Below are 21,063 nucleotides of genomic sequence, written 5' to 3' on the forward strand. Positions count from 1 at the left end.
AGGCATCTGGGGATCTTGGCCATGGCAAACTGTCCCCACTTCGCGCCTCTGCCGCTTGACGGAGGATTATTCGCAATGAACAGATTGAACAGACGGGGACTGCTTCTGGGCGCCGACGTCGCAGGCTACGGCAAAGGGGACTCCTCCCGCCAGTTCGCCGTACAGGGCGCTTTCCTGCAGCTCGTGAGCGGGGCCGCGGCATGCGCGCGCCTCGACAGGGACACCTGGCTCAGACAGCCGTCGGGCGACGGCGAGCTCGCCGTCATCCCCGACGACGGCTCCGAGCCGCAGGTGGTGGACGATTTCGTGCGCCATCTCAACGTTCTTCTGGGGCGCCACAACGAGGGGACGGATCCCTCGTTCAGACTTCGACTCCGGGTCGCCGTCCATTTCGGGATGACCAGCCCCGCTGCCAACGGCATAGCGGGCAAGGCCGTCGTGGAGGTCAGCCGCATGCTGGATTCGGCCGTGCTGCACGAGGCCCTCCAGACGACGCCCGACGCCAACCTGGCGCTCATGGTCTCCCAGCGCGTCTACGAGGACACCGTCGAGTACGGCCTGACCACCTACGCGGGGGACGACTTCCGGCAGGTGACGGTCAGGCACAAGGAGTTCGAGCAGTCGGCGTGGATCCACGTCCCCCGAGCGGCGGTCGAGGGCTCGGCCGACGCCGGACCCGCCGACCCGAGGGGCGCCGCCCCGCGGCAGGTCGTCGTCAACCAGTTCTGGGAGACCGTCCAAGCCGACGGCTCCGTCATCGGAATCTCCAACAACCGCTGACCACCGCAAGGATCGACATGAGCGCTGCTAACCTGCCCGAGGTCGCCGACGCCCTGTGGAGCGCGGTGTCCACCGGTGGCCTCGAACGAGTCGGCGCGATGGGTACGGAGAGCGCCGCCAGGGGGTTGTTCGCCCTCTGGAACCGCATCCGCGCCCACCGCTCCGGCAGGGGCCAGAACGAGGAGCCGGAGAACAGGGAGGAACTCTGCCAGACCCTTCTCGAACTCGCGACGGACGCTTCGGCCGCCCGCCTGATCCAGGAGTTCCATGCCGAGCAGGCCGTCTCCAACGTGTTCAACGACGAAGTCGTCGTGCGAGGGGGCACGATCGGCATCAGTAACGGCCCGAGGCGGCCTTGACCGCCGTCGACGGGCCGGCGCCGGCCACCGCGAGGAGCTCGGACGAAACCCCCGAGGGGGCGAGGGAGGCCCGGCGGGAGTACGGGCAGGACCAGCAGGGGCTCCGCCAGGACCAGCAGGTCTTCAACCGCTTCTTCGGGCCGGTGCTCCTCACCGGCGGCTCGACGCTCGGCGTCGCGAACGCCGGAGACGAGCCCGTCGCCAAGGCCGCAAGCCGCCGGATGACCGGCCCCGTCCCCGCCGTGGAGATCGCCTCCGCGTTGGGGCGCTACGCCGTTCCCGCCCTCCACACCCGGGCGATGGCCGGCCTGCGCGCCCACCACGTGGTCGTGCTGTACGGCGAGGGCGGCACCGGCCGCCGCACCGCGGCGATCAACATGCTGCACGCCGCCGCCCCCCGCTCCCTGGTGGCGCTCTCACCCGCCGAGACGCTGGACAAGCTCGCCGCCGACCAGGTCTACCGGGAGGGCAACGGCTATCTGCTGTGCGGACTGTCCGCCGGTGACCTTCAGGCCGAGGCGGCGGACTTCGTGCTCGGCAGACTCGCCCTGCGCGTCCAGGAGGCCGGAGCCTGGCTGGTGATCACCAGCCAGGCCGCCCTGGGAGACCCCCGGTCCGCGGCCGTGCCGCACTTCCGTTGGGAGCGTCCGGGGACGGTGGCGGTCCTCACCACGCACGGAGTGGCCGCCGAGCTGGCCGAGTCGGCGGCCGAACGGCTAGGGGAGACGACGCCGCTGAGCGACGTGGTCCGGCTCGCCGAGCACCTCGTCGCCGGCTCCGGACTGGAGGACGCGCTCGGCCGTACCGGCATGGGGGCGGCCGAGCAGATCGAAAGCTGGCTCGACGACGAGCGCCGCACCGACGAGGAGGTGCTGGAGGCCGCCGCCCTGCTGTTCCTCGAAGGCATGCCGGAGCAGCGCTTCGAGGCGCACCTGGCCAGGCTCACCGCCGGTGTCCCCGCTCCAGAGCAGGAGGGGGCCGGTGACCAGGGGACGCCGCTTCCCGCGCGGCGACTGCTGGACGGGCGGCGGCCCCGCCGCGACGCGCGTTCCATCATCAAGGTCGAGGAGCGGATCACCGACATGGACCTGGACGTGCCGGGTCCGCCGCGGCGATGCCTGGTGTTCAGGTCGCCCGCCGTGCACGAGCGGGTCGGGGCCGAGCTGAGCCTGCAGTTCGGCGAGCGCTTCTGGGAGCCGATCTTCACCTGGTTGCACGAGACCGTCCAGATCGCCGACGTCGAGACCCGCATGCAGATCGCCCGGGGGCTGGCGATCCTCGCGAGTTACGGACATTTCGACACGGTTCGCGAGAGATTCCTGCAACCCTGGTCGGAAGGCGCCTACGGGGCGCGGGCCTGGGTGACCGCGCCGAAGGTGGTGTGGTGGATGAGCGCCCACGACCCCATCGCCGCGATGGCGGTGCGGACGGCCATCCGGTGGGCGCGCAGCAACAACCCGGCACGCAGGCAGGCGGCCTGCCTGGCCTTCGCCGGTGAGATGGGCGTCCGCTACCCGGCCGACGCGACGAAGTGGCTGTGGCACCTCGTCACGACGGAACCCGAGCCGGGGGAGGCCCAGGTGGCCCTCGCGCAACTGTACGCCCTGCTCGTGGAGATCGCTCCGGCCGACGCCAGAGCGATCCTCGCCGACCTCGGCAGACGGCTCGCGCACAGGCAGACGGCCGACAGGCGGGAGCGCATCCTGAAGACGCTGCTCCTGGTCATGGCGGTGTTCGGGGTGAGCGGCGACCACCCCGCCGCGGCCCGTCACCTGCTGGCACGTGCCGAGGACCTGCCGGACATGGCGGCCCTGTGGGCCGTGGCGCTGTGCCACCGGCCCGTGCGCTCCGCCGCGTTCGGCGTCCTCTACGACCTGCTGTGCGCCGTCGGCACGGCCGGCCGTACGCCCGAGGAGCATCTCAGGATGATCGGCGACGCGTTGCACGAGGCACTGCCGGAGCACGAGCGCGAGCCGTTCCGCGCCGGGTTCGAGCGTTACGTGATCCGCAGAAGGGCCGGTGGGGACACCGGCCGCCTCCTGCTCTCCATCCTGCTCAACGTCTTCAGGCCACCGGCGCCTGTTGCCCTCCCGGAGCGTCGATGACAGTCACATATCCGATAATCAGCCAGGACCGGCTCGAACCGGTCACCAGGCGGCGGAGGTTCCTGCGCCGCGGCGACCGGCGCGAGCCGAACGCGGTCCCGAGCCCCCTGCCCCGCGAGGTGGTGGTCCTGCGGGTCGGCGACCGGCTGGTCAGGGCCGACGACGGCGGGCGGCGCGGGCAGGAGGACCTCGACAACGCCACCAGCTACTGCGTCGTGGACACCACGCAGGACCGGCCGGTGACCGTGGAGCTGCGCATCCCCTCCGACGGGGTGGACGAGTTCACGGTCAGGGCCGTCTTCCTGTGCACCGTCAGAGACCCGGTGCGCGTGGTCGAGGCGGGGCCGGAGGACATGCGGAGACGGCTGGAGGTGTACATCGCCGGATGCCAGGCGCTCCAGCGGGCGGGCGCGGCCTTCGAGGTGACGCGGGCCGTGGCGGCCAAGGACGACGCGCTGGACGTGCTCTCCGACTACTGCCGGATCAGGCCGCTGGTGGTGCCCGGCATGTACCTCGAACTGAGCGGCCTCGAACTGCTGACGCCCGACGAGCTCCGCGAGGAGCGGCGGCAGGAGGAGAAGGCGCGCAAGGAGCGGGAGCAGGCGCTGCAGGCCGAGGAGGAGCGGATCAGGGACCGCCAGTACATCGAGCGCCTGGAGCTCGAACTGGAGGAGGCCCGGCTGGAGAACACGCGACGCCTGGAACCCCTCAAGCGTGACCTGGAGGACGACAGGACGCGCGCCGGCCGGGAACGGCAGGTCGATGAGGAGCGCTTCACCTGGGAGCGGCAGCACGAGGACGACGCGCAGCGCAGGCTGCGCGACCGCCGCCAGCGTGCATTCGACCTGGAGGAGGTGGAGGCGCTGAGCAGGGGACTGGACGGCCCGGAGAAGCTGGAGGCGATGGCCCGCGTACAAGGCGAGCTGACCGCGTCCGAGCAGCTCGCCAGGTCCGACGGCGAGCGGCGGCGGCGGCACGAGGAGAGCGCGGAGAGGTTCAGGGCGCAGCAGGCGGCCCAGGAGACGAGGGAGCTGGCCGACCGGGAGCAACAGAGCCGGGAACGGGCGTGGCGGTTGGAGCGGGCGGACCGGGAGTGGCACCGGAAGGTCGAGTTGGAGGACCGCGAGGCCGAGGCGCAGCTGGAGGTGCTGCGCCTGCTGACCCAGCAGGGCCACGGGAGCGACATGCCGCTCGACCAGTTCATGAAGCAGCTGATGAGCGACATCACCGCCAACCGTCGGCCGATCGGCCGCGCCCCGGACGGGACCGGGGAGCGGGCCGCGCTGCAGCGGGGCGGGACAGAGACCGGCGCCGGTGACGCGGAGGCGCCGCGGGACCGGCCCCGGCGGCCGGAGCCGGAGGACCACGAGGGACTGGCGGTGGACGACTTTGGCGATTGACACGGCCGATCCCGTCACGGGCCCGATCGACATCCCGCCGTCCGGCCGCGGTCGCGGCAGGGGCGCGGGCAGGATCCTGCGCGCGGTGGTCGGGGTGGACGAGGACCTCATGGACAGGGTTCCGGAGGAGCGGCCCAAGTACACCCGGCAGGGCGCGCTCGTCGTGGCCACTGCGGCGATGGCGGCGGTGTCGATGGGATACGCCGTCTTCGACGTCTTCGACGCCCCCTGGCCGGTGATCGCCGGTCTGGCCCTGGTGTGGGGCGTGCTCATCGGCATCCTCGACTCCTGGCTGGTCATCAGCCTCAACGGGGTGACCGGGCGGGGCCGCAGGCGGCTGCTGCTTCCCCGTCTCCTCATCTCGGCCGTGGTCGGTGTGATCATCGCGGAGCCGCTGACCATCAGGGTGTTCGAGCCCACCATCGTCCAGCGGATCGGGGAGGACCAGCAGAAGGCGGACAAGGACCTGCTCAGCGCGTACCTGTCCTGCCATTCGCCCGCCGGGGCCCCCGGGGCCGTCTCGATCGCCTGCGAGAACTACCGGCTGCCCGTCGCCGCCCCGAACGACACCGGCTCACTGACGACCAAGCAGCGCGAGCTGGGCCGCCTGGAGACCACGATCAAGCGGACCGAGGGCATCTGGACCGGAAAACAGCGGCTGGCCAGGCTGGAGTGCGCGGGCGCGGGCGGCTCGGAGAGCGGGTTCTCCGGCCTGGTAGGGGAGGGGCCGCGATGCGCGCGGCTGACCCGGGAGGCCGAAGACTACGAGCAGAGCAGCGGCATCCAGCAGATGTACGCCAGGCGTGCCGCGCTGAACGAGGAGATCGCGCGGCTCACCGACACCGCGCGTGACTCCGGCAAGGACTATGACGCCGCCGTGGTCGCCGCGGCCGAGAAGGAGGTCGCCCGGCAGCAGCGTAATCGTCCGTCCAGGCCGGACCTACTGAAGAAGATCGAGACGCTGAACGTACTCTCGGCGGAGAAGCCGGCGGTGCTGCTCGGGCACATCTTCCTGACCCTGCTGTTCCTGCTTATCGACTGCTCACCGGTGCTGACCAAGCTGCTCAGCCGCCCGACCATGTACGACCTCCGGCTGGCGGTGCTGCTGTCCGACCGGGCGGACGCGCACGACACCCAACTGCGCCGGACCAAGCGGCGCCGCCGCAACCGCGACGACCTGGACGCGCACCGTCAGGATCTCGTGGTACGGCGGGGCATGGCCGACGCCTCCCGGGAGGCCGGCATCGAGGACGCCATGCGGGAGGCGCAGGCCAGGAAACGACTCGACGACCGGTGACTCCCGGGGACGGGGGGTGCGGCGGGACCGCCGGCGTGGGGAGCCACTACGGCTCGTAATCCCGTATCGCCTCGTCGATTCCGCAGACGTACGCCCCCGGCCTCCACGCGGTCGCCGTGGCCCTGATGGAGTGCCGCCTCGCTGACGGCCACGGCGATGAGGGCACCACGGGCGTGATCGACCTGCTCGCTCGCTGGGGTGTGTCCTGTGGATCTCCCCGCGACAGGGAGATCCACAGGACACGCCCCAGGGGCCTCCTGGCGTTGCTCTCCAGCGGCTCAGAACGGAGGTTCGTCGTCGGGTTCGGGGTCGGCGAGGATGGCCGCGAGCGCTTCGAGGTGACCGTCCAGCCGGCCGGGGCTCGCCAGGACCTCCCCGGTGAGGGGATCGAAGGTGAGATCGTCCACCGCGGGTAGGCCGGAACCCGAGGCGTCCGGGCACCAGCGGGACACCGGGCAGAACCGGCACCAGGCTCCCGGGGTGGCACGGAAGACGACATCGCGATGCCAGGACCGGACCCGATCGAGGACGACCGCCTGGGCGGTCGAGACGGTCGCCGGGTCGGTCGCGTCGAAGGTGAGCACCTCGGCGGAGTCCGGGGTGAGCTGCTCCAGCTCGACCAGCCCGTCGGTGTCCCCGAAGACGCCGGCGGCGATCAGGCGGACCGCCAGGGCGAGCTGGGGGACCATCTCCAACGCGTTTCCCACGGTGATGCCGCGCGGCACGGCCGACGTCTTCTGCTCGCGGTAGACGAGGCGTCCGTCCACCCGGCGGAGGAGATCCGGGTGGGCGAGCACCAGCACATCGGCCCGCGCGTCGTACGCGGCGACCTTCGGCTCGGGTCTGATCTCGGTGACCTCGCCCGGACCGCGCAGTGGGCATACCGTCAGATGCCGGAGCAGGTACGGCCGGGCCCGGTGGTACTCCTGGCGCTCCATCAACTCGTCGGCGATGCCGCAGTCATCGGCGCCCGACTCCGGCAGGTCCGCCAGGGTGCAGGGCCTGCCACGGGTGTGCGCGGCCTCAAGCCACGCGTGCGCGTGCCGGCCGCGCTCGGCGGCCGGGCTCGTCTCCCGGTCGCCGGGCAGCCGGAGCTCTCGCAGGTGAGCCTGTGCCGGGCAGACTTGGTAGTAGCGGGACGTCGTGATCGACCATGTCCGCAGGTGCGTGCCCCGGTCGTCGAGGCCGAGCAGGCCGGGGGCGTGTGCGAGGTCCCCGCAGGAGGTCCGTGCCTTGCACTCGGCGCAGTCCCGGCCCGGGGCCCGGCCGCCACCGGCCAGCAGCCGGGCCGTCGCGGGTCTGACGTTCGAGGCGTAGGCGCCGCGGATCCCCTCCAGATCCGCCGTGTCGACAAGGACCTGCTCCGTGCCGGTGGTCAACCCGACCTCGACCACCCGTACTCGCCGGGGGGCGGGAACGGGCCGCACCGGGACGGGGATGGCGCGATGCAGCTCCGACGGCTCCGTCACCTGCTTGCCGACCGCCGCCACGTACGCCATCGCCTGGGTGGACGGAACATCCGTGCCGCCCAGGGGGCGGCGCAGGCGCATCCGCCGGAACTCCACCGTCGTACCGTCCGGTGAGCCGTACCACCGGCCCCACACGGTGAGGGACCGCATCTCCGCGGGGGACCGGCCGCCCTGGACGATCCGCGGCCGGTGCTCGGGCCGGAGCTCCACCCCCTCGGAGGCGAGTGTGGCGGCCAGGCTCTCGGAGACCTCCAGGTAGGTGTGGCAGGCGTGCTCGATCCAGTTGGCGACTCCCGGATGCACGGTGTCGCGGGCGTTTCCGAGGACCCTCGGCAGCGCCTCGTCGATCGGGGTGCCCTCGAACTCGACAGCGTCGAGCACGCCCATCACCAGGCCGAGCGGAAAGGTCTCCCAGGGCGCGTACCTGCGCCTTTCGGAGACCCGCGGCCACAGTTTCGGGCGAGCCTTGACCGCCGCGAAGTCTCCGCAGTCACCGTCCCGGCGGTCGAGCAGGCTCGCCGACAGCCTGACGACATCGGGGTTTCCGGTGAATTCGGTACTGGAGGGCTGACTCAACGCACTCTCCTCGGTATGGGGGAAGTAAAGAGGTGCCACTGCGCTGTAACACAGTGAAACATATTGTGAATTAGAGTCACAAGTTTTGTGATGATAGATGGAAATCCCCAGATGAAACATGGCGACCGAGTATCCGTCGCGGGGCGAGGACCGGCCCCTTTCGCGGTCCGCGTTTAACGACGGGTTACCGCCGTTCGTCCGCCGGATGAATGGAAGTTGACACGCTTCTCAGACGACTCTCATCGAGGGCACGTAGAACGACGTCATGAACGGTTCGGTCGCGGCGAAGGCGCCGGTCGCCGGTGACGGGCCCGACATCCGTGAGCCGCCGTCCGGGACACTCAGGCCGGGCGGCCTCGCCGTGCGGACCGCCGCTCGCGGGACGCGCGCGTCCGGAGCGTCCCGCGCCGGGGGCTCGGACACCTCGCTCCCGGGTTCGCACCATGACATGTCCGCCGACGCTCTCTCGAATGGAGCAACATGCTGCGCAGACTTCGCAGGTCGTCCGCGATCGCGGACAGCCCCGCGGATCCCGGGGACGGTGGCGGGGACGGGCGGGTGCCCGATTCCGGGCACGCGCTGCGTGCGCCGAGCAGGCTGCACGCGTTCAACCGCTACGAGATCAAGTATCTGGTCGACACCGGTCTGGTGGACGGGCTCCGGGACGAGATGGAGCGGCGGCTCGACCGTGACGCGCACAGCGGGGACGAGGGGTACGGCATCTGGAGTGTCTACTACGACACCCGCGGGCTCCGCTTCTACTGGGAGAAGATCGAGGGCCTGAAGTTCCGGCGGAAGCTGCGGATCAGGCACTACGGCGACCGTTTCAAGGTCACCGCGGACACTCCGGTGTTCGTCGAGATCAAGCAGCGGGTCAACCGGGTCACCCAGAAGCGCCGGGTCTGCCTGCCGTACGCCGACGCGCTGCGGTTGTGCGACGGGCGCGAGCCGGTCGAGCACACCGAGGCGGAGCGGCCCTTCGTCGAGGAGGTTCTGGACCTGGTCTGCAGGCTCGACCTGCGGGCCACCGCGATGACCGGCTACCAGCGGCACGCCTATGTGGGCCGGGACGCCGACGTCGGCCTCCGGGTCACCTTCGACCAGCGCGTACGGGGCCGCGACCGGGACTTCCACATTGGCGCCGACGCCCAGAACCGGTTCATCGTCCCGCCCACCAAATCGATCATCGAGGTCAAGGCGAACGAGCGGGTTCCCTACTGGCTCACCGATCTGACCGCCAAACGGAACCTGCAGGTGGTGCGGGTCTCCAAGTACTGCCAGAGCGTGGAGGCCTTCGGCCGGGCCCCTCGGTCGATCTTCCACGTCCCCGACCATGACCCCCACTCCGCCTGATGGAGGCGTAACCCCCATGAACTTCGATTTCCAGGACCTGTCCGGCACCTTCAGCGTGATGGACATCGCCATCGCGATGTCGCTGTCGTTCGTGCTCAGCGTGATGATCGGCTGGGTGTACCGGGCGACGCACCGCAACGTCTCCTACAGCCAGTCCTACGTCCAGACGCTGGTCATCCTCGGCATGATCATCTCGCTGATCATGCTGGTCGTCGGTTCCAACATCGCGCGCGCGTTCGCGCTGGTCGGCGCGCTCTCCGTGGTCCGGTTCCGCAATGCGATCAAGGAGACCCGGGACGTCGGTTTCATCTTCCTGGTGATGGCCGTCGGCATGGCCGTGGGCACCCGCTTCTACGTCCTGGCCGCCGTCGCCGCCGTGGCGATCTCGCTGGTCATCATGATCATGAATCGCTTCAACTGGTTCCACCTGAACGTCCAGCGCCAGGTGGTCAAGGTTCAGGTGCCCTCGGACGAGGACTACACCCACACGATCCAGGACGTGCTGATCCGGCACACCGACGAGTTCGAACTGGTGAGCATGGAGTCGATCCGCGGTGGCGCGCTGACCGAGCTGATGTACACGGTCAAGATCAAGAAGGGTGGCGAGCCCTCGAACCTGATCGCGGCCCTGCGGGAGCGCAACAGCGGCCAGCCGGTCACGGTCCTGACCGGGTACGACCAGACCGACCTGTAGGCGGCCATGACCATTCCCAAGAACCGGCCGCGGCTGCGGCACCGGATTCCGGTCAGGCTCCGGCACCACTGGAGGGTGGTCGCCGTCTTCGCCGTGTTCCTGCTGGTGGTGGGTGCGGGCTTCGGCACCGGGACGATCCGGCCCTACGTCACCACCGGGCAGGTCGCCGCGGCGCGGACGGTCACCCAGGACATCGCGGGCAACCAGGACATCTTCGACACCGCGGTCTCGCACAGCGTCCAGATCACGTTCAAGGACGGGGCCTACCGGGACATGCTGGAGGAGTACTTCAAGGAGGGGGAGAAGAAGTACGTCGAGGCCGACCTGGTCATCGACGGGACCACCCTGCCGAGCGTGGGCATCCGGCTGAAGGGCAACTCCACGTTGAGGGGGCTCACCTGGAACGGCAAGTCCCGCACCGGGGAGCGGGGCGGCGGCCCCGGCGGCGGGCGCCCGGGGAACTTCCAGCCTCCGGAGGGCTTCCAACCTCCCGAGGGCTTCCAACCCCCGGAGGGCTTCCAACCCCCGGAGGGCTTCCAGCCGCCGGACGGCGGTGCGGAGGGTGGCGGGCTGGGGCGGGGTCCGGGCGGTGCCATGACCGCGCTCAAGGCGGAGGAACCCGAGAACCTGCCCTGGCTGATCAGCTTCGACGAGTTCGTGGAGGGGCGCCGCTACCAGGGGCACTCGCAGATGGCCGTGCGTCCCGCGACCGGGCAGTCCCCGACCCTGCTGAACGAGGCACTGGCGATCTCGCTGGTCGGCGCGGCCGGCGAGCCGACCCAGCGGTACACCTACAGCTCGTTCACGGTCAACGGCCGCTCCTCGGCTCCACGTCTGCTGGTGGAGTATCTCGACGAGGGATACGCGGAGCGGCTCGGCGACGGCGTGCTGTACAAGTCGCTCGCCTCAAGCGGCTTCAGCTACAAGGGGGAGGACCAGACCGCCTACGGCACCGACTTCAAGCAGGTCAACAAGGTGGGAGGTAAGGACCTGCAGCCGATCATCGACCTGGTCAAGTGGGTGGAGCAGGCCTCCGACGAGGAGTTCGCCGCCGGGCTGGCCGACCGGGTGGACGTGGAGTCCTTCGCCCGCTATCTCGTCCTGCAGAACCTGACGGTCAACTTCGACGACATGAGCGGTCCCGGGCGTAACTACTACCTGTGGTACGACCTGGACGACAAGAAGTTCACCGTCATCGCCTGGGACCTCAACTTCGCCTTCAACGGCAACGCCACGGCGGGACCGAACGACACGATCGGCATGGGGTTCGGCAGGGGCGGCCCGACGCAGGAGGCGGGGTCCCAGGCTCAGCCGGCCCAGGAGTCGCGGTCCCAGTCCCGGCCGACCGGGAGCGGGCAGCCGCAGGTTCAGCCGACGCGAGGCGGGCAGCCACAGGACGGTGCCGGTCAGGACGGTGCCGGTCAGGACGGTGCCGGTCAGGGCGGTGTCAGCCGGGAGGGCGGCGCGCGTCAGATCAGCCCGATGGGCGGGCCGCGGATGGGCCACGTCTTGAAAGACAGGTTCCTGAAGGCGCCCGCCTTCAAGAAGGTCTACGAGGAGCAGTACCGGAACCTGTACCAGAGGCTCCTGGGAGGCGGAGCCGCCGCCACGCTGCTCGACGACATCGTGAAGTCCTACCGGCTGAACGAGGGCGCCGACACCGCCAAGGTCGAGGCCGACGCCACGTCGCTCCGTACCACCCTCAAGACCCGCGCCGAGGCGCTGGGCTCGGACAAGGTGATCGCCGGCGGGTGATCCCGCGAGGAACGGCGGAGTCCCGCCGTTCCTCGCTCCCTTTCCTCTAACCGCGATGAGGACCACGAGGCGCGGATCGGCGTCGTTGACCGGTGGTTCTCAGGTGGCCGGGAGAAACCGCCGTGCCGTCACCTGGGGAGCGTGCGTGTGCGGTGTTCAGCGCCGTCGGACGCCGCTCGCGATCCAGCGGCGGACCACGGCCAGTGCCAGCGGGAGCGGTACGGTGCCCGCGCCGAGGCCCACGTCGACCAGCAGGTCGAACACCTCCTTGCGGCGGGCGGCCGTGTCGATCGCCGCGTCGATGAAGCCGGGTGACTGGGCGGCGAGGGCGAGCACGTCCGTGGTGCGCAGGTGCCGTCCGAGTGCCTTCCTCAGCTCGCGCCGGTAGGCGGGCAGCGGATCGGCGGCGGCCCGCACGGCCGCCTCGCCGGCGAGGCGGCCGGAGACCAGGGCGTAGTAGATGCCCTCGCCGGTGAGCGGGTTGATGAGACCGGCGGCGTCGCCGGCGAGCATCACCCGCCCGGAGCCCGGCCTCGGCCGCCCCGGGGACAGGGGCAGGTGGTGGGCGCGCAGGTCGTGGGGGCTCAGCTGGGGCAGCAGTTCGGCGAGCCGGCCGTGCAGCACCTCGCGGCCCGGCAGGCCGGTGGCGCGCAGCCTGGGCAGGAGCATCCCGAAGCCGATGTTGGCGGTGCCGTCGCCGATGGGGAACGACCACGCGTACGCGGGCCATCCGTCCTGCTGCATGAAGATGGACTGCACGTCGTCGTCGGCGGGTACGTCGGCGTAGCCGCGTACGGCGATCGCGGTGTGCCTGTCGGGGGCGGGGGAGACGCCGATGAGGCGCCGCATCGTCGAGTTGGCCCCGTCGGCGGCGACGACGGCGCGGGCGGTGACGGTGCCGTCGAGGACGATGCGGTCGTCGAGGACGGCGAGCGAGCGGACGTGGTGGCGGCGGACCTCGACACCGCGGGCACGGGCGGCGTCGACGAGGCGGGCGTCGAAGACCCGGCGGGGAACGACATGGTTGGGCCGGGCGGAGGTGGCCGAGACACGCGCGCCGCCGGGGGAGACCACCGCCAGGCGCCGCGCCGGCCGGTGGTCGGCGATGAGGTCGGGGATGCCCAGCAGGGCGAGTTCGTCACGGCAGTGGGCGGCGATGCCGTCGCCGCAGGCCTTGTCGCGGGGGAAGTCGGCCCGATCGAGCAGGAGCACCCGCGCGTCAGGCCGGAGCTGCCTCGCGCGCAGCGCGGCCGCCGCCCCCGCGGGCCCACCGCCGACGACCGCCAGATCCCACACGTCATTCACCCGGGTGAACCTTCCCTGTGCGCTCCTGCGGAACCGCCTGGCCGTCGCTCCCCGCGAAGGGAGGATCGACCCGGCCTCCGGACCATCTCGCCCGTTTCCCGCCGGGAGCCACTAGAGGCGGCTCAGGGCGGGAAGCAGTTCCTTCTCGGACCAGTCGAAGAACATGCCCTGGTGCTCGTGGCCGATCTGGACCAGGGCGACGTGCGTGAAACCGGCGTCGGTGTAGGCGCGCACCGCCTCCACCACGGCGTCCACGTCGGGACCGCACGGCACCTTCGCCGTGATGTCCTCCGGTCGCACGGTCTGGGCGCCGGCGGCGAAGTTGACGGGCCCGGGGAGCTCGGCCATGACCTTCCAGCCGGCCGCCGACCAGCGCCACAGCCGGTGCGCCCGCTCCGTGGCGGCCGCCACGTCGGGGTCGTAGCAGATCGCGAGCTGGCCGTAGACGGGCTTGCCCGCGCCGCCCGCGTCGGCGAACACGCGCACCAGGTCCGCGTCGGGGTCGATCGCGACCAGCGCGTCCCCGTACTCGGCGGCGATGTTCCCCGAACGGCCGCCAGAGGCGGCGATCGCCAGCGGGACGGGCTGCTCGGGCAGGTCGAACAGCTTGGCCGAGTCGACGTCGAAGAACTCGCCACGATAGTTGACGTACTCGCCCTCGAACAGCTCCCTGATGATCTGTATGGCCTCCCTGAACATCAGGTGCCGGGTGTCGGCCGACGGCCAGCCCTCCCCGATCACGTGCTCGTTGAGGTTCTCCCCCGCGCCCAGCCCCAGCGTGAAGCGGCCCTCGCTCAGCACTCCCATGGTCGCCGCCTTCTGCGCCACCACCGCCGGGTGGTAGCGCATGATCGGGCAGGTCACGTACGTCATCAGGGGCAGTCGCGCGGTGGCCTGCGCGGCCGCGCCGAGCACCGACCAGGCGTACGGGGAGTGCCCCATCTCCTCCAGCCACGGGAAGTAGTGGTCGGAGATGACCGCGTAGTCGAAGCCGACCCGCTCGGCCGTGGCGACGTCCTCGACCAGCTGCCTGGCGGGTGTCTGCTCGCACATCATCGTGTAACCGATTTCTGCCATACCCGGCCCCTTACCCCGCTTCGGTGTGGCATCGCCGAGAGGGTCGAAGATTTCGCCGTCCTTTACGCTTCATCCGCTCAGGCTCGCCTCGCCGGCTCGGGCTCCGGGGCGCTCACTCCGTGCGGGCGCTCGGGGGTGGTGGAGGTGAGCGGGACCTCCGCGCCGCTGACCATGCCCAGCTGGACGGTCTGGCGGGGCAGCACGAGGTCCAGCAGCCAGCTTCCGGCGATGCGCGCCCGGCCGTGCGGGACGGCCAGCAGGTGGTAACCCCGGGTCACCGCCTTGGCGACCATGCCGGACAGCGGCACGCCCAGCGGGTCCGCGGCGGCGGCGACCCCGCCCAGGTCGACGGCGAACCCCAGGTCGTTGTGCCGGTACGGCCGGAGCCGTCCGCGACCGTACGAGGCGGCGATGTTGCGGGCGGCACGTCTGCCCTGGCGGCCGGCGTGCTGGGCGGTCATCGCGGTGTACCGGCCGGGGCGGGTGAGGTCCGGCACCGCGGCCGCGTCGCCGCAGGCGTAGATCTCCGGGTGTCCCGGCACCCGCAGGTATTCGTCGACGAGCAGCCGCCCCTTCTCGGTCGGCAGCCCCAGTGACTCCACCATCGGGTCGGGGCGCACGCCGACGCACCAGATCAGCGACCGGGTCGCCACGAACTCCCCGTCGGAGAGTTCGACGCCGTTCGCCGTCGCCTCGGCCACGCTCGTACCGGTGCGGATCTCCACGCCCCGCTCCGACAGCGTTCGGTGCGCGGTCCGCGACAGGCGCTCGTCGAGTTCGGGGAGGATGCGCGGGGCGACGTCGGCGAGGATCCAGCGGACCGGCTGGTCACGCAGCTCCGGCAGCCTCCTGAGGATGTCGAGGGTGAGCAACTGTCCCTGGGCCGCCACCTCGGTACCGGTGTACCCGGCGCCCACGACCACGAAGGTGCATCGGGCCCTGCGCTCCTCGGGGGAGGAGGAGGTGGCGGCCAGTTCGATCTGGCGGATCAGGTGGTCGCGCAGGTAGAGGGCCTCGGCGATGCTGCGGAAACCGTGGGCGTGCTCGGCGACACCGGGTATGGGGAGCAGCTTGTTGACGCTGCCGACCGCGATCACCAGGCGGTCGTAGCTCAGCTCGCGGGGGTTGCCCTCGGCGTCCGTGCACCTCAGGCGGCGTGCCTCGATGTCGACGGTGTCCGCGGTGGCGAGCAGATGCCGCACGCCGGGGTGGTTTCCGGCCAGCGGGATCGCCACCTTGCGCGGGTCGAGGATCCCCGCCGCGACCTCGGGCAGCAGCGGCAGGTAGAGGAAGTAGTCGGTCGGGTTGATCAGGACGATCTCGATCGCGCCCTTCGCCATCCTGGAAAGGGTGCGAACCGCGGTGAAGCCCGCGAACCCTCCTCCGATCACGACGACTCGCTGTCGCTGGGCCATGAGGTGTTCCTTTCGACGCTCCGTATTCCAGCGGAGTGCCCTTTTCACTCCCGGGTCAAGCACGGCGGGGCGTCCCATGCCGCCCACCCGGGCCGGCGAGGTCCGGATGAGGGCGATTAATCGCCAGGTCAGCGCGCGGGCAAGATGGCGGAAGGGAGCGAGTGGGAGTGACTTTTCCTGGGGATGGCGGGATGGAAGGCGGCGGGGATCGGATGCCGCGCCGGTTCGAGGATGGGCCGGTTCATGGACGAGCCGGTTTCCGAGGGGGTGGGCTGTGACGACCTCCGAGCAGTCAAGTGAGGAGCCGCTGACCTCACCGCTGGCGCCGCGCAACCGAGTGCCGGGCTCACTGGTCGTGAACTGGCTGACCAGCACCGACCACAAGGTGATCGGGTACCTGTACATGATCACCGCGTTCGTCTTCTTCGTGCTCGCCGGGCTCATGGCCATGATCATCCGGGCGGAGCTCATCCAGCCGGGCATGCAGGTGGTGAGCCTGGAGCGGTACAACCAGATGTTCACCATGCACGGCGGGGCCATGCTGCTGCTGTTCGCGACCCCGCTGTTCGCCGGGTTCGCCAACGTGATCATGCCGCTGCAGATCGGATCGCCGGACGTGGCGTTCCCTCGGCTCAACATGGTGAGCTACTGGCTCTTCCTCTTCGGCGGCGTCATCGTCATCTTCGGTTTCCTCACCACCGGCGGCGCCGCCGACTTCGGCTGGACGTCGTACGCGCCGCTCTCCACGGCGCCCCACTCCCCGCAGGTCGGCGGTGACCTGTGGATCGTGGGCCTGGTGATGGCCGGTCTCGGCACGATCCTCGGCTCGGTCAACTTCATCACCACGATCATCTGCATGCGGGCCCCCGGAATGACGATGTTCCGCATGCCGATCTTCACCTGGAACGTGCTGCTGACCGGCCTGCTGGTGCTGATGGCCTTCCCGGTGCTGTCCGCCGCGCTGCTCGCGCTGGAGGCCAGCCGCAGGCACGGCGCCCACGTCTACGATCCGCAGACCGGGGGAGCGCTGCTCTGGCAGCACCTGTTCTGGTTCTTCGGCCACCCGGAGGTCTACATCATCGCGCTGCCGTTCTTCGGCATCATCAGCGAGGTGATCCCCGTCTTCAGCCGCAAGCCGATCTTCGGCTACATCGGCCTGGTCGGCGCGACCATCGCCATCGCGGGGCTGTCGATGACCGTGTGGGCGCACCACATGTTCACCACCGGACAGGTGCTGCTGCCCTTCTTCTCCTTCATGTCGTTCCTGATAGCCATCCCGACGGGGGTGAAGTTCTTCAACTGGGCCGGCACCATGTGGCGCGGGCACATATCGATGGAATCACCGATGATGTTCGCCGTCGGTTTCCTGGTCACCTTCCTGCTCGGCGGGCTGACCGGGGTCATCCTGGCCTCCCCGCCGCTCGACTTCCAGGTGCACGACTCGTACTTCGTGGTCGCGCACTTCCACTACGTGGTCTTCGGCACCGTGGTGTTCGCGATGTTCGCGGGTTTCTACTTCTGGTGGCCGAAGATGACCGGCAAGATGCTGCACGAAGGGCTGGGCAAGCTGCACTTCTGGATGCTGTTCATCGGCTTCCAGGCCACCTTCCTGGTCCAGCACTGGCTGGGCGCGCAGGGCATGCCGCGCCGCTACGGCGACTACAGCCCGATCGACGGGTTCACCACGCTCAACCTGATCTCCTCGCTCGGCGCGTTTTTGCTCGGCGCCTCCACGCTGCCGTTCCTCTACAACCTCTGGCACACCGCGCGCCATGCCCGGCGGGTGACCGTGGACGACCCGTGGGGGTTCGGAAACTCACTGGAGTGGGCCACCTCCTGCCCGCCGCCCCGGCACAACTTCACCTCGATCCCGACCATCCGCTCGGAGCGGCCGGCCTTCGACCTGCATCACCCGAGGATCGCGAACCAGCCGCGCCAGCTCGACCCGACGGCCGGGCTCCGGGAGGAGATCTGAGCCGCGCTCAACAGGGGCGGCCGAGGGCGGTCCTGGTGGTCTCCTCCGGGTACGGCGACAGGCGCACGGCGTCGGCGGGGGAGAGCAGGCCCGCCGCCACCCGCTCGCACAGGCGGGCCAGGGCGGTGATCTCCGCGTGCTGGGCGGCGGCGAAGGCGCGGTCGACCGGGTCGCCGTGGCCGGGGACGACGACGCCGCTGCCGCCGCTGCCGCCGCTGCCGCCGCTGCTGCCGCCGCTGTCGCCGAGGAGGTCGAGCAGCCCGGCGAGGGTGGCCGGCCATTCGAGGGGATAGGCGTCCTCGTAGGCGGGCGGGGCGCCGTTCTCCACCAGGTCCCCGGCGAAGACCACGCCGGCGTCCGGCACGTGGACGACCAGGTCGTTGCCGGAGTGGCCGCGGCCGAGGTGGGCCAGGACTACCGGGCGACCGCCGACGACCAGCTCCGCCCGGCCGGCCACCAGGTGGTCCGGCAGTACGATCTCGGTGCTCGCGATGTCGTCGGCGATGTCCGCACGCCCCCGATCCCGGTAGTGGTGTGCCCACTCGTCCCTGGCCCGGCCGCCGTTGTCGGCCAGGTCGGTCCGGCAGCCCTCGTGCGCCCAGACGGGGCAGTCGAGGAAGGGCCGGGTGCCGAAGCTGTGGTCGAAGTGCGAGTGGGTGATCGCCACCGCCCACGGGGCGGATGTCACCCGCCTGACCTCCGAGACCAGCTCGGCCCCCTGCCGCTCGTCTCCCCGCGTGTCGACCACCAGGCAGCCGCCGTCGCCCACGACCAGCCCCACCGACAGGTCCAGCTCGGCGTACCGCCGCACCAGCACCCGGTCCGCCACCTCGACCCATCGCCCTTCCACGGGGCGTATTCTCCCCGATCGCCGGTCACGGGGCACCGTGGCGGCGGTCAGGCGTCGGCGAACCAGGAGCCGTGGAAGCCGGTGGGCACCCGGCGTGGCAGCCGCACCGTCGCCACGGACTCCAGCGTGCCGGCGTCCAGCACCCACAGTGCCGAGTCGCCTTTCGAGGTGACGACCGCCATCAGCCAGCCGTCGTCCTCGGCGCGCTCGCCCTCGGCCGGGACGAACACCGCCTCGCCCGTCGCACCGCCGGTCTCCCTGACGTCGTTCGCGCCGGTCTCCGTGTCGTACTTGACGATCGCCTTCTCGGTCACGGTGTACAGGTAGCGGCTGGAAAGTCCGGTGCGCGCCCCGCTGATCGTGGGGAACTCGACGGCGCGGTCGTCGAGCCGCTCCTCCTTGGCGAGACCGCTCCTGGCGTCGAGCGTCCACCGGTGCAGGGTCGCTCCCCGCTCCGGGTTTCCCGCGGCGCCGGGGCCGGGGACCTCGTCCACCCCGCTGCCGACCCTCTCCCACACGCTCTGGAAGCTGCCGGGGGTGTAGCGGATCGCGTCGAGGACGATCCGGCCCAGGGCGTCCTCGTGGGCGTTGCCGACGTGGAAGACGTAGCAGGGGTCGACGTCGAACCAGCGCGTCTTCCCGTCGGCGCGTCCCATCACGCCGAGCCGGGCGCCGTAGGCGTCGTCCCACCGGTAGGGGATGCCGTGGTCCGTCATCTCCAGATCGAAGACCACCGGCAGGTCCAGCCAGACCACGTGGTTCTCGGTGATCGCGAAGTCGTGCATCATGGTCGGCCCCGGGACCTCGATCTCCCGGCTCTCGACCAGCTCGCCGCCGGCGGACAGGCGGTGGTAGGTGAGGTACGGGGGGAAGAAGCCGTAGCCGAAGAAGAGCAGTTCCCCGGTGCGTGGGTCCTCCTTGGGGTGGGCGGTCATGGCCGTGGTCAGCCTGCCGCCGAAGTCGCAGGCGCCGATGGTGCCCAGCTCGGGGGTGATCTCGTACGGCAGGCCGTTCTCGACCAGGGCGAAGAGCCGATCGGAGTGCCGGACCACGCTGGTGTTGGCGCTGACGGCGGTCAGGTCGATGCCGTCGGGGCCCAGGAACCGGGCGTCGCCGGTGAACTGGGTGGTCCGGGTCCACCGGTTGCGGTACCACTCGGCGCGGCCGTCGCGCAGGCGGACACCGTGGATCATGCCGGGGCCGGCGAACCAGTGGCCGGGGTCCTGCCCCGGCAGCGGGTTGGGGCCGTTGCGGAAGTAGCGTCCGCTCAGCTCGGCGGGGAGGAGCCCTTCGACGGTCAGATCGTGGACGTCGATCTCGTCGGGAACCGGGGCGAGGTCACCCTGCAGATAGGACGGGGTCATGATCCCTCCTGGATCTTCCACTGGTGATATGTCGAAAGAAAGCTCCCATGAGCGACATGTCAATAGAAGAACGTCGGAAGAGGCCGTAAGCTTTCGACGTGCGCCGCCCGGCCTGCTCTCCGAGGGGCCGGCGAGCGGATACGACCCGATGAAGGTCTTCGCTGTCTCGCTCGCCAACCTCCGGCCCGCCACCCGGAGCCGGCTCTACGGCGAGCTCGGCCGCCTCGCCGACGCCGGGCTGATCGAGGCCGCAGCCCTCGCCCGGGACGCTCCGGCGGGCAGGCCTCCGGCCACCGGAGGCCAGCCGGGAGACCGCCGACCGCTAGGACACGCCCCGCCGGGACGGTCGCGCGGTGACCGCCGGGCAGGGGCCGTCAGGCCAGGACCCGGCCGACCATTCGCGCGTACATCCGGCCCGGGCTCGGCACCGACGACGGGTGCAGGAAGCCCGGCAGCATCGGCAGGTCCACCGCGAAGGGCTGCAGCCGCTCGTAGAGGACGTCGGCGCCCGCGGGGCGGTTCTCCGGGTCCTTCTCCAGCAGGTCGGCGAGGAGGCGGTTCAGCTCGGCGGGGACCCCCGGAACCTCGGGCGGGCGCTCCTTCACCTGGCGCTCGAACACGGCGTACTCGGTGGGGCCGGTGAACAGCTGGCGGCCGGTCAGCATCTCGTGGATCACGCACCCGAGGGCGTAGAGGTCGCTGCGGGGACCGGACAGGCCGCGCTGGATCTGCTCGGGTGCCATGTACGACGGGGTGCCGAGAATCTGGCCGACCCGGGTGAACTGCGTCGAGTCGGCCTCGCGGAGCACGGCCAGGCCGAAGTCGAGGACCTTGACGCTCCCGTCGGGGCAGAGCATCAGGTTGGTCGGCTTCAGGTCGCGATGGCAGACGGACAGCGCGTGGGCCGCGGTCAGCACCGCGCAGGCCTGGGCGGCGATCGCCGCGGCCCAGGGCACCGGGAGCGGTCCGTGCTCGCTGACCAGGTCGGCCACGGTGACGCCCTCGATGAACTGCATCACCTGGAACAGCCGCTGGTCGAAGGTGCCGAAGTCGTAGAGGACCGGTGCCCCGGGGTGCTCCAGCCTGGCCAGGATGCGGGCCTCGCGCAGGAAACGCCGCTTCAGCTCCTCGTCGGGGCCGGTGAGGAACCTCAGGAACTTGACGGCCACCCTGCGGTCGAGATGCCTGTCATGGCCGCCGTAGACGGCCCCCATGCCCCCCTGGCCGAGAGGGAGGTCGTCGAGTACGTATCGGTCGCCGATGACCATCGACCCTCCCCTGGAAGCGCG

The 21,063-nt window shown here is 70.7% G+C and carries 17 protein-coding genes; 9 read left to right on the forward strand and 8 right to left on the reverse strand.

The features are described from left to right. The first annotated feature begins 75 nt into the window (after positions 1-75). From AB0K21_RS03760 to AB0K21_RS03780, 5 genes are read left to right on the forward strand one after another with little or no spacing between them, the layout of a single operon-like run. Positions 76-780, forward strand: a complete 705-nt coding sequence (locus AB0K21_RS03760; protein ID WP_364147543.1) for a hypothetical protein — start codon at positions 76-78, stop codon at positions 778-780. Between the two features lie 17 nt (positions 781-797). Further along, positions 798-1,139, forward strand: coding sequence for a hypothetical protein (locus tag AB0K21_RS03765; RefSeq protein WP_364147546.1), 342 nt, complete (start codon positions 798-800; stop codon positions 1,137-1,139). After that, positions 1,136-3,244 carry a hypothetical protein gene (locus AB0K21_RS03770; protein WP_343975893.1) on the forward strand — a complete coding sequence of 703 codons (2,109 nt, stop codon included), beginning with the start codon at positions 1,136-1,138 and terminating at the stop codon, positions 3,242-3,244. Before AB0K21_RS03765 ends, AB0K21_RS03770 begins: the two co-directional genes overlap by 4 nt. Next, positions 3,241-4,644, forward strand: a complete 1,404-nt coding sequence (locus AB0K21_RS03775; protein ID WP_343975890.1) for a hypothetical protein — start codon at positions 3,241-3,243, stop codon at positions 4,642-4,644. Before AB0K21_RS03770 ends, AB0K21_RS03775 begins: the two co-directional genes overlap by 4 nt. Beyond that, entirely contained in the window at positions 4,634-5,941 is a 1,308-nt protein-coding gene (locus tag AB0K21_RS03780; protein WP_364147550.1) for a DUF4407 domain-containing protein, read from the forward strand. The genes AB0K21_RS03775 and AB0K21_RS03780 overlap by 11 nt, the downstream gene beginning before the upstream one ends. Before the next feature lie 278 nt (positions 5,942-6,219). On the opposite strand, the gene AB0K21_RS03785 is transcribed toward AB0K21_RS03780, so the two are convergent. Together AB0K21_RS03785 and AB0K21_RS03790 are read right to left on the reverse strand one after the other, a co-directional pair. Then, positions 6,220-7,986, reverse strand: a complete 1,767-nt coding sequence (locus AB0K21_RS03785; protein ID WP_364147553.1) for a PD-(D/E)XK nuclease family protein — start codon at positions 7,984-7,986, stop codon at positions 6,220-6,222. Positions 7,987-8,214: 228 nt separating this feature from the next. Then, positions 8,215-8,409: a hypothetical protein gene (locus AB0K21_RS03790; protein WP_364147556.1), complete on the reverse strand. Its 195-nt coding sequence runs from the start codon at positions 8,407-8,409 to the stop codon at positions 8,215-8,217. Between the two features lie 57 nt (positions 8,410-8,466). Between AB0K21_RS03790 and AB0K21_RS03795 the strand changes: the two genes are divergently transcribed. Genes AB0K21_RS03795 through AB0K21_RS03805 form a run of 3 tightly spaced genes read left to right on the forward strand, consistent with a single transcriptional unit; the run spans position 8,467 to position 11,788 of the window. Next, positions 8,467-9,339 carry a polyphosphate polymerase domain-containing protein gene (locus tag AB0K21_RS03795; protein WP_343975881.1) on the forward strand — a complete coding sequence of 291 codons (873 nt, stop codon included), beginning with the start codon at positions 8,467-8,469 and terminating at the stop codon, positions 9,337-9,339. 16 nt (positions 9,340-9,355) lie between these two features. Beyond that, a complete protein-coding gene (locus tag AB0K21_RS03800; protein WP_343975878.1) occupies positions 9,356-10,033 on the forward strand; it encodes a DUF4956 domain-containing protein in 678 nt (225 codons plus the stop codon). A 6-nt stretch (positions 10,034-10,039) separates the two neighbouring features. Next, a complete protein-coding gene (locus AB0K21_RS03805; protein WP_364147560.1) occupies positions 10,040-11,788 on the forward strand; it encodes a CotH kinase family protein in 1,749 nt (582 codons plus the stop codon). A gap of 156 nt (positions 11,789-11,944) precedes the next feature. On the opposite strand, the gene AB0K21_RS03810 is transcribed toward AB0K21_RS03805, so the two are convergent. The 3 genes from AB0K21_RS03810 to AB0K21_RS03820 form a co-directional block, all read right to left on the reverse strand. Beyond that, positions 11,945-13,093 (reverse strand): geranylgeranyl reductase family protein, encoded by a 1,149-nt coding sequence (locus AB0K21_RS03810; RefSeq protein WP_343975872.1) that lies wholly within the window; start codon positions 13,091-13,093, stop codon positions 11,945-11,947. A gap of 111 nt (positions 13,094-13,204) precedes the next feature. Then, positions 13,205-14,170: a TIGR03557 family F420-dependent LLM class oxidoreductase gene (locus AB0K21_RS03815; protein WP_343975869.1), complete on the reverse strand. Its 966-nt coding sequence runs from the start codon at positions 14,168-14,170 to the stop codon at positions 13,205-13,207. Between the two features lie 77 nt (positions 14,171-14,247). After that, on the reverse strand, positions 14,248-15,585 hold the full coding sequence (locus AB0K21_RS03820; protein ID WP_364147563.1) for an NAD(P)/FAD-dependent oxidoreductase: 1,338 nt from the start codon (positions 15,583-15,585) through the stop codon (positions 14,248-14,250). Between the two features lie 307 nt (positions 15,586-15,892). Here AB0K21_RS03820 and ctaD point away from each other — a divergent pair, with 307 nt between their 5' ends. Further along, positions 15,893-17,560 carry a cytochrome c oxidase subunit I gene (gene ctaD, locus AB0K21_RS03825; protein ID WP_364147617.1) on the forward strand — a complete coding sequence of 556 codons (1,668 nt, stop codon included), beginning with the start codon at positions 15,893-15,895 and terminating at the stop codon, positions 17,558-17,560. 7 nt (positions 17,561-17,567) lie between these two features. Here ctaD and AB0K21_RS03830 read toward each other — a convergent pair whose 3' ends face one another. From AB0K21_RS03830 to AB0K21_RS03840, 3 genes are all read right to left on the reverse strand, one after another. Continuing rightward, entirely contained in the window at positions 17,568-18,410 is an 843-nt protein-coding gene (locus tag AB0K21_RS03830; protein ID WP_364147566.1) for an MBL fold metallo-hydrolase, read from the reverse strand. 47 nt (positions 18,411-18,457) lie between these two features. Further along, positions 18,458-19,774 (reverse strand): carotenoid oxygenase family protein, encoded by a 1,317-nt coding sequence (locus tag AB0K21_RS03835; protein WP_364147569.1) that lies wholly within the window; start codon positions 19,772-19,774, stop codon positions 18,458-18,460. A 374-nt stretch (positions 19,775-20,148) separates the two neighbouring features. Further along, a complete protein-coding gene (locus AB0K21_RS03840; RefSeq protein WP_364147572.1) occupies positions 20,149-21,042 on the reverse strand; it encodes a serine/threonine-protein kinase in 894 nt (297 codons plus the stop codon). Between the last annotated feature and the right edge of the window lie 21 nt (positions 21,043-21,063).

The sequence above is a fragment of the Streptosporangium sp. NPDC049248 genome (assembly GCF_040678965.1).
GTDB classification, from domain to species: domain Bacteria; phylum Actinomycetota; class Actinomycetes; order Streptosporangiales; family Streptosporangiaceae; genus Streptosporangium; species Streptosporangium fukuiense.

Bases quoted from the DNA above. Each gene is read 5' to 3' on its own strand.
- AB0K21_RS03760 (WP_364147543.1), top strand. From the start codon at position 76: ATGAACAGATTGAACAGACGGGGACTGCTTCTGGGCGCCGACGTCGCA.
- AB0K21_RS03765 (WP_364147546.1), top strand. From the start codon at position 798: ATGAGCGCTGCTAACCTGCCCGAGGTCGCCGACGCCCTGTGGAGCGCG.
- AB0K21_RS03775 (WP_343975890.1), top strand. From the start codon at position 3,241: ATGACAGTCACATATCCGATAATCAGCCAGGACCGGCTCGAACCGGTC.
- AB0K21_RS03795 (WP_343975881.1), top strand. From the start codon at position 8,467: ATGCTGCGCAGACTTCGCAGGTCGTCCGCGATCGCGGACAGCCCCGCG.
- AB0K21_RS03800 (WP_343975878.1), top strand. From the start codon at position 9,356: ATGAACTTCGATTTCCAGGACCTGTCCGGCACCTTCAGCGTGATGGAC.
- AB0K21_RS03805 (WP_364147560.1), top strand. From the start codon at position 10,040: ATGACCATTCCCAAGAACCGGCCGCGGCTGCGGCACCGGATTCCGGTC.
- AB0K21_RS03815 (WP_343975869.1), bottom strand. From the start codon at position 14,170: ATGGCAGAAATCGGTTACACGATGATGTGCGAGCAGACACCCGCCAGG.
- AB0K21_RS03820 (WP_364147563.1), bottom strand. From the start codon at position 15,585: ATGGCCCAGCGACAGCGAGTCGTCGTGATCGGAGGAGGGTTCGCGGGC.
- AB0K21_RS03835 (WP_364147569.1), bottom strand. From the start codon at position 19,774: ATGACCCCGTCCTATCTGCAGGGTGACCTCGCCCCGGTTCCCGACGAG.
- AB0K21_RS03840 (WP_364147572.1), bottom strand. From the start codon at position 21,042: ATGGTCATCGGCGACCGATACGTACTCGACGACCTCCCTCTCGGCCAG.